The organism is Candidatus Dormiibacterota bacterium (assembly GCA_035532035.1).
In the GTDB taxonomy this organism is placed as follows: Bacteria; Vulcanimicrobiota; Vulcanimicrobiia; order Vulcanimicrobiales; family Vulcanimicrobiaceae; genus Tyrphobacter.
In genome coordinates, this window is the sequence record DATKRS010000004.1 from 133,108 (window position 1) to 148,344 (window position 15,237).

Annotated in this window: 15 protein-coding genes; all 15 read left to right on the plus strand. The window is 66.1% G+C overall.

The window, feature by feature from the left end; genetic code table 11:
- Positions 1–45: 45 nt before the first annotated feature.
- Genes VMV82_01260 through guaA form a run of 15 tightly spaced genes read left to right on the plus strand, consistent with a single transcriptional unit; the run spans position 46 to position 15,232 of the window.
- A complete protein-coding gene (locus VMV82_01260; protein HUY40184.1) occupies positions 46–339 on the plus strand; it encodes a zinc-ribbon domain containing protein in 294 nt (97 codons plus the stop codon).
- Positions 326–1,306 (plus strand): S-methyl-5-thioribose-1-phosphate isomerase, encoded by a 981-nt coding sequence (gene mtnA / locus VMV82_01265; protein ID HUY40185.1) that lies wholly within the window; start codon positions 326–328, stop codon positions 1,304–1,306. The genes VMV82_01260 and mtnA overlap by 14 nt, the downstream gene beginning before the upstream one ends.
- A complete protein-coding gene (locus VMV82_01270; protein HUY40186.1) occupies positions 1,303–2,289 on the plus strand; it encodes a hypothetical protein in 987 nt (328 codons plus the stop codon). The genes mtnA and VMV82_01270 overlap by 4 nt, the downstream gene beginning before the upstream one ends.
- Entirely contained in the window at positions 2,265–3,692 is a 1,428-nt protein-coding gene (gene purB / locus VMV82_01275) for an adenylosuccinate lyase (GenBank protein ID HUY40187.1), read from the plus strand. The genes VMV82_01270 and purB overlap by 25 nt, the downstream gene beginning before the upstream one ends.
- A complete protein-coding gene (locus VMV82_01280) occupies positions 3,689–4,468 on the plus strand; it encodes a phosphoribosylaminoimidazolesuccinocarboxamide synthase (GenBank protein HUY40188.1) in 780 nt (259 codons plus the stop codon). The genes purB and VMV82_01280 overlap by 4 nt, the downstream gene beginning before the upstream one ends.
- Complete coding sequence (purL, locus tag VMV82_01285) at positions 4,465–6,519, plus strand: phosphoribosylformylglycinamidine synthase subunit PurL (protein ID HUY40189.1); 2,055 nt, start codon at positions 4,465–4,467, stop codon at positions 6,517–6,519. Before VMV82_01280 ends, purL begins: the two co-directional genes overlap by 4 nt.
- Positions 6,516–7,229, plus strand: coding sequence for a phosphoribosylformylglycinamidine synthase I (gene purQ, locus VMV82_01290; GenBank protein ID HUY40190.1), 714 nt, complete (start codon positions 6,516–6,518; stop codon positions 7,227–7,229). The genes purL and purQ overlap by 4 nt, the downstream gene beginning before the upstream one ends.
- Positions 7,226–7,615, plus strand: coding sequence for a hypothetical protein (locus tag VMV82_01295; protein HUY40191.1), 390 nt, complete (start codon positions 7,226–7,228; stop codon positions 7,613–7,615). The genes purQ and VMV82_01295 overlap by 4 nt, the downstream gene beginning before the upstream one ends.
- Positions 7,612–8,634 (plus strand): formate--phosphoribosylaminoimidazolecarboxamide ligase, encoded by a 1,023-nt coding sequence (locus VMV82_01300; protein HUY40192.1) that lies wholly within the window; start codon positions 7,612–7,614, stop codon positions 8,632–8,634. The genes VMV82_01295 and VMV82_01300 overlap by 4 nt, the downstream gene beginning before the upstream one ends.
- Complete coding sequence (locus VMV82_01305; protein HUY40193.1) at positions 8,615–9,739, plus strand: hypothetical protein; 1,125 nt, start codon at positions 8,615–8,617, stop codon at positions 9,737–9,739. The genes VMV82_01300 and VMV82_01305 overlap by 20 nt, the downstream gene beginning before the upstream one ends.
- A 12-nt stretch (positions 9,740–9,751) precedes the next feature.
- On the plus strand, positions 9,752–11,071 hold the full coding sequence (locus VMV82_01310) for a cytochrome ubiquinol oxidase subunit I (GenBank protein ID HUY40194.1): 1,320 nt from the start codon (positions 9,752–9,754) through the stop codon (positions 11,069–11,071).
- Entirely contained in the window at positions 11,068–12,060 is a 993-nt protein-coding gene (gene cydB / locus VMV82_01315; protein ID HUY40195.1) for a cytochrome d ubiquinol oxidase subunit II, read from the plus strand. The genes VMV82_01310 and cydB overlap by 4 nt, the downstream gene beginning before the upstream one ends.
- Positions 12,053–13,150, plus strand: a complete 1,098-nt coding sequence (locus VMV82_01320; GenBank protein ID HUY40196.1) for a DUF1297 domain-containing protein — start codon at positions 12,053–12,055, stop codon at positions 13,148–13,150. The genes cydB and VMV82_01320 overlap by 8 nt, the downstream gene beginning before the upstream one ends.
- A gap of 16 nt (positions 13,151–13,166) precedes the next feature.
- Positions 13,167–13,703, plus strand: coding sequence for a thiol peroxidase (tpx, locus tag VMV82_01325; protein ID HUY40197.1), 537 nt, complete (start codon positions 13,167–13,169; stop codon positions 13,701–13,703).
- Positions 13,700–15,232 carry a glutamine-hydrolyzing GMP synthase gene (gene guaA / locus VMV82_01330; GenBank protein ID HUY40198.1) on the plus strand — a complete coding sequence of 511 codons (1,533 nt, stop codon included), beginning with the start codon at positions 13,700–13,702 and terminating at the stop codon, positions 15,230–15,232. The genes tpx and guaA overlap by 4 nt, the downstream gene beginning before the upstream one ends.
- Positions 15,233–15,237: the final 5 nt, after the last annotated feature.

Sequence of the window (15,237 nt, forward strand, 5' to 3'; positions counted from 1 at the left end):
GGCGCATAGAAGGGGCCTCGATCAACGACGCAGAGGGTCCTTAACGTGGAAGACAAGATTCTTACCTGTAAAGATTGCGGCGCCGAGTTCGTCTTCAGCGTCCGCGAGCAAGAGTTCTTCGCCGAGCGTGGATTCGTGAATCAGCCCGTGCGCTGCCGCGATTGCCGTCAGGCGCGGCGCTCAAGCGGCGGCGATGCAACGCGCGGCTCGACGCGACCGAGCTTCGAAGCGGTCTGCGCGCAGTGCGGCGTCAACACCACCGTCCCGTTCCGTCCCCGCGGCGATCGACCGGTCTACTGCCGCGACTGCTACGCCGCCCGCGTTCCTGCCGGAGTCTAAGCTTCCCGCAGCCGTCGCCTGGGCCGGCGACGCCGTACGCTACGTCGATCAGCGCGCGCTGCCGATCGACGTTCGCGTCGAGTCAGCGCGCACGGTCGAAGAACTCGTGGATGCGATCGCATCGCTTGCGGTGCGGGGAGCCCCGTGCATCGGCATCTTTGGCGCGTACGGTGTTGCGCTTCTTCGCCGCACGATCGCCGACGACGCAGCCTTCGCGACTGCGGCGGCGCGCGTGCGCGCAGCCAGGCCGACGGCCGTCAATCTCGCCTGGGCGGTCGACCGCGTCATGGCGGCCGACGACAAGCTGGCCGAGGCAGAGGCGATCCACCGCGAGCAGGCGGCCGTCGACGCCGCAATAGCACAGCACGGCCTCGAGCTGATTCCCGATCGCGCCCGCATCATCACGCACTGCCATACCGGAGCGCTCGCAACGGGGGCCGGAGGGACGGCGCTCGGCGTCATCCTGGCGGCGCATCGCGCGGGAAAGCGGCCGACGGTCTTCATCGACGAAACGCGCCCGCTGCTTCAAGGCTCGCGCTTGACCGAGCTCGAGCTGCGCGAGGCCGGCGTCGACGCGATCGTGCAAGTGGACGGCGCCGCCGCCTTCGCGATGGCGCGGCAGAACGTGGATCTCGTGATCGTCGGAGCGGATCGCATCGCTCGCAATGGCGACACCGCAAACAAGATCGGCACGTATGCACTTGCCGTGCTCGCCGCGCACCACAGCATCCCGTTCTACGTCGCCGCCCCGCGCTCGTCGTTCGACCTTTCGATCGAAAGCGGCGCCGGCATCCCAATCGAGGAGCGCGATCCCGATGAGATCACGACGATTCGCGGCACGCGCGTGGCGCAAGCGCAGGCGCGCGTTTTCAACCCGGCCTTCGACGTGACGCTGCACCGGCTGATCACGGCATTCATCACCGAGCACGGCGTGCTGCGACCGCCCTATGCCGAGAGCATTCGGTGAAGTTCTATGAGTTCGTCGACAAAGCGCCGGCAATCGGCCGGCTCGTGATCGTCGAGGGAACGGAGCAAACGCTCGCGGAGCGCGCCCTCGGTGCCCTGCTCGACCGGTTGCTTCCGCTCGAGGTGCGGGATCTCAACCTCGTGCGAATCGCGGCGAGCGACGTGGGCGACGCTGCCGGCGTGCGCGAAGCCGTGCAGGCGATGCCGTTTCTCGCCGAGCGTCGCGTCGTCACGGTGAGCGACGCGCAGACGCTTCGGGCGCAAGAGCGGCGCGATCTGTGGGAGGCGGCGCAGAGCGTCCCCGAAGGCAACACGCTCGTCGTGATGGACTTGCTCTCCCCGCGATCGCAGCGCCCGCAATCCTTCGGCGCGCTCGCCGGAAGGACGGCGTTGCGCATCGACACGACGGCAACGCAGGACGTTCGCCGGCGATTCGTCGAGGAGACGCTCGCGACGCTCGGTGCGAAGGCCGAGCTGCGCGCGATCGCGGCGCTGGTTGCAAGCACTGCAGATCTTGCCGCGGTACGCAACGACCTCGAAAAGCTCTCGCTCGGCGGCAAACGCATCGGGCTCGAGGATCTCGAGCGCGAGAGTCTGGTCGTGGAGGATCCGAAGGCGTATCGGTACGCGGGCGCGCTCGTCGAGGGCCGAGTTGCCGAAGCGTTCTCGATCGTCGAAGAGCTCTTTGCGCTCGATCCGCGCGGCGCTGCGATTCCGCTGCTGTCGGCGCTCGCGACCGAATACGCGCTGCTTTGGGATCTTGCGCGTCCGGGCGGGACGATTCCGCAGCGTCTGGCGTGGCGGGAGCGCGCGCTGCGACCGATCGCGCGGCGCATCGGCGCGACCCGCGCGCGTAACGCTTACGAGCGGGCGGTGCATGGCGTCGAGGCGATCGTGACCGGACGAGCCGGAAGCGACCCCGCCGACTATCGTACGTTGGTCGAGCGCATCAGCGCAGAGTGCGCCATGCTGGGGCGCCGTTGACGTTCGACCGTTACGCATCGCCCTTTTCGTGGCGGTACGGCAGCCCGGAGCTGCGCGCGCTCTTCTCGGAGCGCGAGCGGCGCAGGCTCTGGCGCGCGGTGTGGATAGCGCTTGCCGAGGCGCAGCCGGGGCTCGTGAGCCCCGCGCAGCTTGCGGATCTTCGCGCGCACGCGCACGACGTGGACGTGGAAGCGGCGCTCGAGATCGAACGGGAGACCCATCACGATCTCGTCGCGGAGTTGCGCCTCTTTGCGACGCAGGCGGCCGTCGGCGGAGGGCGCCTGCACCTCGGCGCGACGTCGATGGACGTCGAGGACACGGTCGAGATCTACCGGCTGCGCCGCGCGCTCTCGGCGCTCGGAGCGGCGCTGCGCCGGCTCCTCGGGCGGTTTGGCGAGCGCATTCGGGAGCACGCGGACCTCGCGTGCATGGGGTTTACGCATCTGCAGCCGGCCGAGCCGACGACGGTGGGGTATCGCCTCGCGCTGTACGCGCAGGACCTCCTTGCCGACTACGATCATCTGCGGTTCGTCTTCGAGCAGTTGCGTGCGAAAGGAATGCGCGGAGCGGTCGGGACGAGTGCGTCGTACGAGGCGCTCCTGGGCGGTAACGGCGCGTCGGAGGAGATGGAGCGGCGCGTACTCGCACGCTTCGGGCTCGAGGCTCGCGACGTGAGCAGCCAAGTCTACTCCCGCTCGCTCGACTACATGCTGCTTTCAGCGCTTGCCGCGCTCGCCGCGTCGCTGTCGAAGTTCGCGGCCGACGTTCGCATCTTGAGCGCTCCACCGTTCGGCGAGCTCTCCGAGCCGTTTGAAGAACGGCAAATTGGCAGTTCTGCGATGCCGTTCAAACGCAATCCGATTTTGAGCGAGCGCATCGATTCGCTGGCGCGCCTGCTTCCTGCCTATGCATCGGTCGCCTGGCAGAATGCCGCGACGAACTATCTGGAACGCACCCTCGACGACAGTGCTAACCGGCGGACGATCTTGCCGGAAGCGATGCTCTGCACGGACGAGCTGCTGGCACTCGCGTATCGCGTGGTCGATCGCGTTCACGTCGACGAGCGGCGCGTCGCGCAGAACCTTCGGACGTACGGTCCGTTCTCCGGCACGGAGGCGGTCATGATGGAGGGCGTGCGTGCCGGCGCCGATCGCCAAAAGCTGCACGCCGAGCTTCGCGATGCCGCGATGTCGGCATGGGCCGCGCTCGAGCGTGGAGAGGACAACCCGCTCGCCCAGTTGCTGGCCGAGAACGCCACGCTCAGGGCGTGCGTCGACCCCGCGGAGATTCGCCGGCTGCTCGACCCGGGGGGTCACGTCGGCACGGCGCCCGTTCGCGCGCGCCGGCTCGCGGAACGCATCGATGCGCTCGCGAAGTTCCCGGAGCAACGCGAGGTAGGATGATGCAGCAGAGCAAGGGTGCGGAGATCGCACGCGGCAAGACCAAAGTTCTCTACGAATGTGCCGGCGAGCCGGAGCGGCTCATCGTGGAGCAGATGGATGCGATCACGGCGGGTGACGGAGCGCGCCGCGACGTGATCTCCGGCAAGGGCCGCCTTGCCGCCTTGACGACCTCGCGCGTCTTCCGTTTTCTCAACCGGCGCGGCTTGCCCACGCACTATCTCGGAGGTGGCGAAGACGTAGACCACAACGCGATGCTCGTGCGCCGTTGCGCGATGATTCCTCTCGAGGTCGTCGTGCGCCGCGTCGTTGCGGGCTCGTATGCGCGGCGTAACCCCGGCGTGCCGCGCGGCACTCGCCTCGAGCCGCACGTCGTCGAGTTCTTCCTCAAGGACGACGAGCACCACGATCCGATGATCGCCGTCGACGAGATCGTCGCGCGCGGCATTGCAAGCCCGCAGGAGGTGGAGCGGCTCGGTGCGCTCGCGCGCGCGACGTTCGACGCTCTGGAAGAGGCGTGGCAAGACCGCAACGTCACGCTCGTCGATTTGAAGGTAGAGTTCGGGCGGCTGACGGGCGGCGAGCGTAACGGCCAGCTCGTGCTCGCCGACGTGGTCGACAACGACTCGTGGCGTATCTGGCCGCAGGGACGCGAGGAGACGATGCTCGACAAGCAGATCTATCGGAACCTGGCGCAGAGCGACGCCGAAGGTCTCGCGCGCGTAAAGCGCGCCTACGAAGAGGTTGCCGAGGCGGTCGCCGGATTCGACTCACGTTGATCGACGTTGCGCTGCACGGTGACGAGCGGCGCCGCATCGCCGAGGCGCTCGGGCGCGAGCCCACGCGCGTGGAGCTGTACGCATTTGACGCACAGTGGAGCGAACACTGCAGCTATAAGTCCAGTCGAGCGCAACTGAGGCGCCTTCCGGCGAGCGGCGAACGCGTCGTGCTCGGTCCGGGTGAGGATGCGGGCATCCTTCACCTCGGCGAGCACGAGGGGGAGCGCTACGCCGTCGTCGCCGCTCACGAATCGCACAATCATCCCTCGCAGGTCGTCCCGTTCGAAGGCGCGGCAACCGGCGTCGGCGGCATCGTGCGCGACGTGCTCTGCATGGGCGCGCAGCTGATCGGGATAGCGGACGCCCTGCGCTTCGGCGACGTCGCGACGCCCGGTACGCATCAGCGGCACGTCGCGCAGGCGGTCGTGGACGGGATTTCGGCCTACGGCAATGCGATCGGCGTGCCGAATCTCACCGGCGACGTCTTCTTTCACGAAGGGTTCAACGAGAACTGCCTGGTCAACGTGATCGCGCTCGGCCTGGTGAAGGAGAGCCAGATCGTGCACTCATTCGCGCCTCCGGGAAGCGAAGGTTGGCCGCTCGTGCTCGTCGGTAAGGCGACGGACGCAAGCGGCTTCGGAGGCGCGTCGTTCTCATCGCTCGCGCTCGATGCAGAGAACGACGCTGCAAACAGAGGCGCCGTTCAAGTGCCCGACCCGTTCCTGAAGAACGTGCTCATGCGCGCGACGTATCGCGTCTTCGCGTTGCTGCGCGAGCGCGGAATCGCCGCGGCCTGCAAGGACCTCGGTGCGGGCGGCGTGATGGGATGCAGCGCGGAGATCTGCGCTTCCGGGGGTTACGGTGCGCGCATCGACCTCGACCGCATCAACGTCGCGCAGGCGAACCTGCCGCCGGAAGTACTCGCGGTCGGCGAGACGCAGGAGCGCATGCTCTTCATCTTGCCGCCCGACGTCGTCGCGGACGTACTGCGCGTCTACAACGAGGAGTTCTCGCTTCCCGAGATTGCGTACGACGCGCGTGCCGTCGTCATCGGCAGCGTGACGAAAGAGCCGCGATACGTACTCAGGCACAACGGGCAGACGGTGATGGACGTCGACATCGAGCTCCTTACGAAGCCGCTCGAGCTCGCGGTCGCGCGCGGCGAGTATACCAGTGCGCAGAGGCTCGAGCCGCCGCCGCGCGTGGCCGCGTTTCTCTCGTCGCTCGACGGATGCTCGCGCGAGCCGCTCTACAGTCGCTACGATGCCGTGGTCCGCGGCTGTACCGTTCTGCCGCGCGGTTATGGCGATGCAGGCGTCGTCGCTCCCATTCCAGGGTCGTCACTGGGCGTTGCCGTTGCCGTCGCTGGAAATCCCCGCTACGGAGTCGTGGATCCTCGGCTCGCTGCCGAATGCGCGGTCCTCGAGGCGGTGAGAAAGGTCGTCGCCGTGGGCGCGCGCCCGATCGGTCTCACGGATTGCCTCAACTTCGGCAATCCCACCAACCCCGAGCACTACGCCGAGTTCGTCGCAGCCGTGGACGGCTTGGAGCGTGCGGCGCGTAGCCTCGGCCTGCCCTTCGTCTCCGGAAACGTCAGCTTCTATAATGAAAGCTCGGCGGGCAAAGCGGTTCCGGCATCGGCCATCGTCGCATGCATCGGCGCGATCGAGGACGTCGCGCGCACCGTCACGCCCGCGTTGAAGCGCGCGGGCTCGGCGTTGTGTTTCGCGCAAGACCTCGATGAGGTACTCCACGCGATGCAGGAGGGGCAAGTCCTCGCATGTCGTGCGATAACCGGCGGCGACGCATGCGCGGCAGCCGTGGAGATGGCATTCGCGTCGGCGCGCGCGGGGAGCGCGCTCGGCGTGTGCATGCCGGACGGCATCGCGGGAGTGGATCGCGGCGGCTTCCTCATGGAGACGACCACCCCGTTTGGAGAGCGGGTTGGAAGCGTGCTCGACGAGCCGGCGATCGTATTCGGGAAGACGAGATGGAACGTTCGCGCTGTGCACGACGCGTGGATGCGACCGCTCGCCGAGATCTACGCGTGAAGCGCGTCGCCGTCGTGATCTTCCCCGGCACGAACTCGGAGGAGGAGACGGTGCGGCTGCTCCGCGCATGCGGCGCAGACGCGCACTTGGTGCATTGGAGCCGCGCGCACACGCTCGGAGCGTACGACGGCTACGTGCTTTCCGGAGGCTTCGCGTATGAAGATCGCATTCGCGCCGGCGCCGTGGCGGCGCACGACGCAATGATGGATCCGGTGATCGATGGCGCGCGCAACGGCAAACTCGTCATGGGGATATGCAATGGTGCGCAGATTCTGCTCGAGGCGGGTCTCGTTCCCGGAACGGGGGACGCGCGCCGTCCCACGGCCGCATTCACGCACAACGTTCCGCCGCACTTCATTTGCAAGAAGGTCTACGTCAAGCTGGCGGTCCAGCCGCGGCGCTCGAGCATAACCGCCGCGCTGCCCCGGGATGCGGTGCTGCCCGCGTGGGCGGCGCACGGGGAGGGCCGGCTTGCCGCGCGGGCTTGCGAGATGGAAGAACTCGAGACGGGCGATCACCTCGCCTTCGTCTACGCGCACGCGGATGGCCGCGTCGACGATGCTGCGACGCCGAACGGGTCGGCGCTGCACTGTGCAGGGCTCGTGAATCGGGAGGGCAACGTTCTGGCGCTCATGCCGCATCCCGAGCGCGTCTTTCCGCCGCACGCGGCGCTCTTCAAGAGCTTCGTTCGTGGAGTAGAGGCCTCGTGACGCAGCGCAGAGTCGCCCTCCGCCTGAAGGTTCCCGACACGACCGCGTACACGGCGCTCGTGGCTTTACGGCGCCTCGGCGTGCCGGTGGCGCGCGTCGAACGCGCAACGCTGATTGCCGTACCCGCGGGCGACGACGACGCGGCGCTCGAGTGCGTCCGGCGCGACGAGTCCCTCTTCAACCCGAATCTCCACGAGATCGAGGTCGTGCGGCTTGGCGCGCCCGGGGCTGGCGAAATCTGGATCCGCGCGGACGAGGCCTCATCGATGCAGGCATGGCGTCTCACCGACGAGCAGGGTCTTCCCGTTCCGCCGCCGGTCCTCGAGCGCGCGCGGGATGCCCTGCTGTGCAACCCTGCGATTGAAACGGCGGTCGTCGGCTCGTGAACCTTCCGTACGCAATCGCGACGCTCGGATCGCATTCGGCCCTGCAAATCCTCAAGGGCGCGCACGACGAAGGGTTTCCGACGCTTGCCATCGTCAACGCCGAGACGGAGAGCCTCTATCGTTCTTTCGGTTTCGTCGACGAGGTGATCTCGTTACCGCGCTATGCGGATTTTCCGTCGATCGTCGCGGAGCTTCAGAAGCGGCGGGTTATCATCGTGCCGCACGGATCCTTCGTCGCGTATCTATCGCTCGAGGAGCACAAGCGGATGACGATTCCGTACTTCGGGAACAAAGCCGTATTGGATTGGGAAGCCAGCCGCGACCTCCAACGCGACTGGCTCTCGCGTGCCGGACTGCTTCTGCCGCGCCAGTTCCACAGCGGAGCCGAGATCGACCGGCCGGTCATCGTAAAGCTCTATGGAGCGGCCGGAGGCAAGGGGTATATGTTCATTCGTGACGCGGTGGATTTCGAGGCGCGTGCAGCGCGCCTGCAAGAGGCGTACATCATCCAGGAGTACGTCATCGGCGTACCGCTGTACATTCATTACTTCTATTCGCCGATCGAGAACCGCCTGGAGATTCTCTCGATGGACCGCCGGTACGAGACGAACGTCGACTCCTTAGGGCGCATTCCGGCCGCTGCGCAGGAGGGCATGAACGTCGATCCTTCGTACGTCGTCGTCGGCAACCAGCCGGTGAGCCTGCGCGAATCGATGCTCGCGCAAGCGTATCTCATGGGAGAGAACGTCGTGCGCGTGAGCCGCGAGCTCTGCGGGCCGAAGGGATTGTTCGGCGCCTTCTGCATCGAGACGATCATCACGCCGGACATGCAGTTTTACGTGATGGAGATCTCGGCGCGGATCGTCGCCGGAACGAACCTTTTTATCGACGGCTCTCCGTATTCGTACCTGTACTACTCGGAGCCGATGTCGACCGGCAGGCGGATCGCTCGCGAGCTGAAGAACGCGCTGCTGAGCAATACGCTCGCGACGGTGCTGGATGATTCGAGCGTCCTGTAGCGCGGCGCTGCTCGCGATCGCACTCTGCATCGTCCCATGCACCGCGCGCGCGACGCTCGAGGCCGATCCGCACGTGCTTTACCAGCAGATGAAAGCGGCCTACGCAAAGGCGCAGGCCAACGGTTGGGACTACTTCGATCAGCTCTCGTACTTGTCGACGATTTTCAACGCCGGCCGCGCGTACTCGCTGCAGCGGCCTGACGACCCCGCGTACGGCGAGCTGGCAACGCTGACCGTCCAGATCGGAGCCGCGCTGCATTACGATCCGCTCACCAATCACGACGCTGCGACGTGGTACGTCCGCGAAGCGTCCGTCTGGGTGATGAACCACGTCAACGATCCGGATCTCGTTCAGTCGGCCCAAACCTTGCTCGAGCGGGTCGACGCGGAAGACGGCGATCACCCCGTGGCGCTCGCGCGCTTCGCTGACGAGGACGCCGACGCGCTCGCCCAGCAGTTTCCGCACGAAGTTCAAGCCGACGTGCTGCCGTTGGAGGCCGACTGGCGCGGATGGGAGCTGACGCACGACCCGGCCTGGCGTTCGAAGGCGCTCGCGCGTGCAGCGCAGCCGGCATTCCCCATCGCCAATCTTCCCGACTCGTATGCAGGCGCATTCGTCGATGCCGCACGGGCCGCGATCGCCAACGTTCCCGGCTACACGGCAGACGATCGTGCGAACGCCGCGATCGCCGTCGAGCGGCTCCGCAGGCTCGGAAAGCTGGAGATCATCGCGCATTTGAGCGTCATGCCGCACGACGTCTATATGACGACGCTCGCTCCTGCGGACGAATACTTCGGGCCGCTGCGCATGTCGGTGCTCGGCATCGAGAACGAGATGAAGCGCGTAAACTTCATGCTCGATTATCGCTACGGAAATCGTGAGAGCGGCGCCGCGCTCGAGGTCGCGCGCTCCGTTGACGACATGCATAGAGTCTATCCCCGCGATCGCGACATGGCGAAACTGCTCTACGCGTGCATCCGGATGCTCGGGCGCATGTCGACGCCGGCAGTGGAAGAAGAAGCGCGCCACTTGCGGGGCGTCCTCACGGTCGAATATCAGGACTCGCCGCAGGCGCAGGCACTGCTCGGAGATGCTCTACCGTGAACGTCGCGTAGCGTGAGCGCGGTTCTCGTCGATCGGATGCAGTTCGCCTTCACGGTGATGTTTCATTATTTGTTTCCCATCGCGACGATGGGCCTCGCGCCGTTCGTCGCGTGGTACACGTACAAGGCTGCCGGCGGCCGGGACGAGGAAGCGCAGCGTGCGGCGCGCTTCTGGATGAAGATCTTTGCGATCAACTTCGCTGCCGGCGTCGTAACTGGAATCCCGATGGAGTTTCAGTTCGGGACGAACTGGGCGGCATTCGCAGCGAGGACCGGAGCGGTTGTCGGGCAACCGCTTGCGCTCGAAGGCGTCTACGCGTTCTTCCTCGAGTCCGTCTTCCTCGGCGTCTTGTTCTATGGCCGTCGCTTCGTGGGCGCGAGGCTGCACGCGCTCTCCGCGGTCTTGGTGTGCCTTGGCGCATGGCTTTCCGGGTACTTCATCGTGTGCACGGATGCGTGGATGCAGCATCCCGTCGGCTACACCATCGTCCCCGATGGGCGCATCGGCTTGACGAACCTCGGGGCCGTACTGCTTTCGCGTTTCGCATTGTGGCAGGTTGCGCACGTTCTGACCGGTGCGCTCATCAGCGGAGGCTTTATCGTGGCGGGTGTCGGCGCGTACTATCTCCTCGCGCACCGTAACGAAGCGCTCGGGCGGCGATTCGTGCGAGACGGAACGATCGTCGGACTGCTCTTTTCGTTGATTGCGATCTTTCCGACGGGCGACGGAAACGGCGCCGACGTCACACGGTGGCAGCCGGCAAAACTGGCGGCTATGGAGGGGTTGTTCACGTCTCAAGCGGGCGCGCCGCTGGCGATTATCGGGATGCCGGATGTGAAACAGCAGCGTCTCGTCGATCCGATCTACGTGCCGCGTCTTCTGAGTTATCTGGCGTACGGTAACTGGAAGGCCAACGTTCGCGGAATCGACGCGTACCCGTCGGCGCTACGTCCGCCTATCGAGCTCACCTACTACGCCTATCATATCATGGTTGGGCTCGGCACGATCTTTGTCGCCGTGTGTGCCCTTGGCGGCGTATTACTCGTGTCGGGAAAGCTTTACGGTGCGCGCCCCGTCTTGTGGGCGCTCATGCTGCTGATGCCTTTCCCGTACATCGCAAACGAAGCGGGCTGGATCGTCACCGAGGTAGGCCGGCAGCCGTGGATCGTCTACGGCGTGATGAGAACCAGCGCTGCAGCCTCGGCCACCGTTCCGGCGGGCGAGGCGCTCTTTACGCTCCTAGGCTTCGCGGGGATGTACTTCGTGCTCGGCGTTCTGGTTCTGCATCTTATGCTGCGAGAGATCGGGAAGGGTCCGGTCAGCGCGCCATGACCATCGCAGCGTTTGCCTTGGTCGCGTGCATGTTGACCGTCTATGTGATGCTCGACGGCTACGACCTCGGCATCGCGACGTCGCTGTCGGCGGTGGCGAGAAACGAGCGCGAACGAGCGGCTGCAATACGTGCGATAGGTCCCTTCTGGAACGGCAACGAGGTTTGGCTCATCGCCACGGGTGCCGTGCTCTTCGCGCTCTTCCCCAAGGCGTATGCCTCGGCGTTCTCAGGATTCTATCTTCCATTCATCGTGGTGCTTTGGCTGCTGATGTTCCGAGGGATTGCGATGGAACTACGCGGACACTTCGACAGCGTCCTATGGCGAGAGTTCTGGGATGCGGCCTTTTCGGCATCGAGCGCGTTGCTGTTGGCCCTCTTCGGCATCGCACTCGGCAACTTGCTGCGCGGCCTTCCTTTGGACGCGCACGGGTATTTCATGGGGACGCTCGCGTATCTTCTCAACGGCTACGCGCTGCTCGTCGGCATCTTTGCGGTCCTCGTGCTCGTGCAGCACGGGCTCGCATTTTTGAGTCTACGTGTCGATGGCGCATTTTCTCAGCGCGTACGCGGCCTCGCCTCGCACCTTTGGTGGGTGAGCGCCGGCGGCTACGTCGCGGTGACGGCCGCGACCTTCGCGGTGCGCGGATCCACGCTCGCTCTCTCACCCGTGGCCCCGGTTGCGCTGCTCTCGATCGTTGCGTTACTGCTGTTGCGGCGATGGATCTTGCGCGAGCGTGACGTTGCCGCATTCCTTGCCTCGTGCGCGTTCGTCTCGACGCTTCTCGCGGAGGCGGCTGCGACGATCTTTCCGTACCTGCTTCCGGCGCGGCCGCTCGGACATGGCGGTCTCTCAATATACGACGCCCAGCCCAATCCGATTGCCCTCGTCACCGCGTTCGTGACCACGATCGCCGGGCTCACCGTCGTCGTTGCGTACTCGGCGTTCGTGGCTCGGCGGATGATGGAGAGAATTCGCGTTGATGACTGACATCGCGCTCTGCTGCATCGGCAGCCATTCCGCGCTCGATGTCGCCGCCGGCGCTCGCGCGCAAGGGTTGCGTAGCCTGGTCGTGACGGCCCGCGGCCGCGAGCGCACGTACACGCAGTATTTTCGGCGTCACGCCGGGCCGCCGCAGCGTGGCTGCGTCGACGAGGTGATCGAGCTCGAGGAGTTCGCGCAGATCCTCGACGCGGACGTTCAATCGTTGCTGCTCGAGCGCAATGCCATCTTCGTCCCCAATCGCTCGTTCGAAGTGTACCTGCGCCAACGCTACACGTACGACGAGATCGAACGAGGCATGCGGGTGCCGTTCTTCGGAAACCGCCGGTTGTTGCGCGCCGAGGAACGAGACGAAAGCGACAACCAGTATGCGCTCCTCCGGCGAGCCGGAATCCTCCACCCGCTGCAGTTTTCTGCGCCCGAGGAGATCGACCGGCTCGTCATGGTGAAGGCGCCGCACGCGCGCGTGACGTTCGAGCGCGCATTCTTTCTCTGCTCGTCGCCGCGGGAGTACCGCGAAGCGGCCGCGAGGCTCATCGACGAAGGCGCGTTGAGCGAGGCCGGCCTCGCGAGCGCCGTGATCGAGGAGTATCTGCTCGGGCCCGCCATCAACCTCAACTTCTTTTACTCACCGGTGTTACGCGAGCTCGAATTGCTCGGGACCGACATGCGGCGGCAGACGAACCTCGAGGGGCTGCGAAACGTTCCACCGAGTGCGTTCGATGCCGTGCGGACGATTCCGATGCGCCTCGAGGAAGCCGGTCATATCGCCGCGACGATGACCGAGTCGATGCTCGAATCGGCATTTGCGATGGGTGAGGCCTTCGTCGCGGCGGCGCGCGAGGCGATGCCTCCGGGCGTCATCGGGCCGTTCGCGTTGCAGTGCGCGATCGTTGCAGGCCCGCCGAAGGCGCTCGTCTGCTACGATGTTTCCTTGCGTATCCCGGGCTCGCCGGGAACGCGCTTCACGCCCTACTCGAGCTACCGTTGGCACCGCGACGTCTCCGTCGGCGAGAGAATCGCCATGGAAGTAGTCATGGCACGCGATGCGGAATGCCTCGACGCTGTTTGCACCTAGGAGTTAGGAGGTTTCGATGACGACCCACGTAGTAACCGAGCGCCCGGGCGCCGTAACGTTCAAAGGCGAGCCGAAGACGCTCGTCGGACCGGAGCTGCGCGTCGGAGATCCGCTGCCGCAGTTCACGCTGGTGGGAGCGGACCTCCAGCCGGTGACGCCGCAGCGTCTCAGCGAGGGAAAACGTGCGGCGCTGCTGATCGTCGTTCCATCGCTCGATACGGGCGTATGCTCCCTCGAGTCGAAGACGTTCAACGCGCGCGTCGGGGAGCTGCCCGAGGGCGTCACGGCGTATGTCGTGAGCCGCGATCTTCCCTTCGCACAGGCGCGCTGGGCGAAGGAGCAGGGCGACGTCAGGCTCCAGATGCTCTCCGATTATCTCGATCACAGCTTCGGACGCGCTACGGGTCTCGAGATCAAAGAGCTCGGCCTGCTTGCGCGCGCGGTAATCGTCGTCGGGAGTGAGGGTCGCGTGCGCTACGTGCAACTCGTGCGCGAGGTCGCGCAGGAACCGAACTACGACGAGGCGATCGCTGCGGCGAGGAGCGCCGTATAGTCTTCATACTCGACTTCGGCGCGCAGTACAGCCAGCTGATCGCGCGCAGGACGCGCGAGCTCGGCATCTACTGCGAGATACTGCCTCACGATACGCCTTGGAGTACGCTTGCGCCACGTGCTCCGAAGGCCATCGTGCTGACCGGCGGCCCGGAGTCGGTGCTCGTCCCCGACGCGCCCAGGCTCGATCCGGCAATTCTCACGAGCGGGGTCCCCGTGTTCGGGATCTGCTACGGCATGCAGCTTCTTGCGCGCGAACTCGGGGGGGAGCTCGTGAAGCTCGACCGAGCCGAGTACGGCCCTGCCATCCTGCACGTCGAGGCGCGCGAGTCTGCGCTCTTCGCGGGCGTCCCGGAGACGTCGCGCGTCTGGATGTCGCACGGCGACTCCGTCGTGCGGCTTCCCGCCGGGTTTGCGACGCTTGCCTCCACCGAGCGCTGCGCCGTTGCGTCGATGGGTGACGCCGCGCGGCGCATCTACGGCGTGCAGTTTCACCCCGAGGTCGTGCACACCGAGTACGGTCGCGCAGTGCTCGCGAATGCTCTGCACGAGATCGCCGCCGTGCCCGCCGATTGGGCGATGGAGTCGTTCGTCGACGAGTCGATCGCGCAGATTCGCTCGACCCTCGGAAACGCGCGCGCGATCTGCGCTCTCTCGGGCGGCGTCGACTCGGCGGTGGCGGCCACGCTGGTGGCTCGCGCGGTCGGCGAGCAGTTGACGTGCGTCTTCGTCGACCATGGCTTGCTGCGCGCCGGCGAAGCCGAGCAGGTCGTGGCGGCCTTTCGCGACGTGCTGCAGCTGGACGTGCGCGTCGTGGACGCCCGCGAGCGCTTCCTGCAGGCATTGCGCGGCGTGGAGGATCCGGAACGCAAACGCATCGCCATCGGGCACGAGTTCATCGGCGTTTTTGAGGAGGCGGCGCGCGCGATTCCCGGCGCGCGCTTTCTCGTGCAAGGAACGCTCTACCCTGACGTCATCGAATCGAAGACGCCGCAGAGCAAGGCCGGTCACAAGATCAAGTCGCATCATAACGTCGGCGGGCTTCCGGAGCGCATGAAGCTGGAGTTACTGGAGCCCTTGCGTTCGCTCTTCAAGGACGAGGTGCGTGCGCTCGGGCGCGTCCTCGGACTGCCCGAGCCCATCGTGAGCCGCCAGCCCTTTCCGGGACCGGGCTTGGCGGTTCGCATCATCGGCGACGTCACCGAAGAACGTCTGCGCATCGTGCGCGAAGCGGACGCGATCGTGCGCGAGGAGATCGATGCCGCGCCCCTCGACCCGCACCCGTGGCAGTACTTCGCCGTGCTGACCCCCGTGCGCAGCGTCGGCGTCATGGGTGACGGCCGCACGTACGCGAACCTCGTCGCGGTCCGCGCGATCACGAGCGAGGACGGCATGACCGCGGATTGGGCGCGCCTTCCGCCGGAGTTGCTCGAGCGCATCTCGACGCGCATCGTCAACGAAGTCCGCGGCGTCAACCGCGTTGCGTACGACATCACCTCAAAGCCCCCGGCAACCGTCGAATGGGAATGAGCGGG

Bases quoted from the DNA above. Each gene is read 5' to 3' on its own strand.
- VMV82_01305 (HUY40193.1), top strand. From the start codon at position 8,615: ATGATTCGAGCGTCCTGTAGCGCGGCGCTGCTCGCGATCGCACTCTGC.
- VMV82_01280 (HUY40188.1), top strand. From the start codon at position 3,689: ATGATGCAGCAGAGCAAGGGTGCGGAGATCGCACGCGGCAAGACCAAA.
- VMV82_01320 (HUY40196.1), top strand. From the start codon at position 12,053: ATGACTGACATCGCGCTCTGCTGCATCGGCAGCCATTCCGCGCTCGAT.
- cydB (HUY40195.1), top strand. From the start codon at position 11,068: ATGACCATCGCAGCGTTTGCCTTGGTCGCGTGCATGTTGACCGTCTAT.
- tpx (HUY40197.1), top strand. From the start codon at position 13,167: ATGACGACCCACGTAGTAACCGAGCGCCCGGGCGCCGTAACGTTCAAA.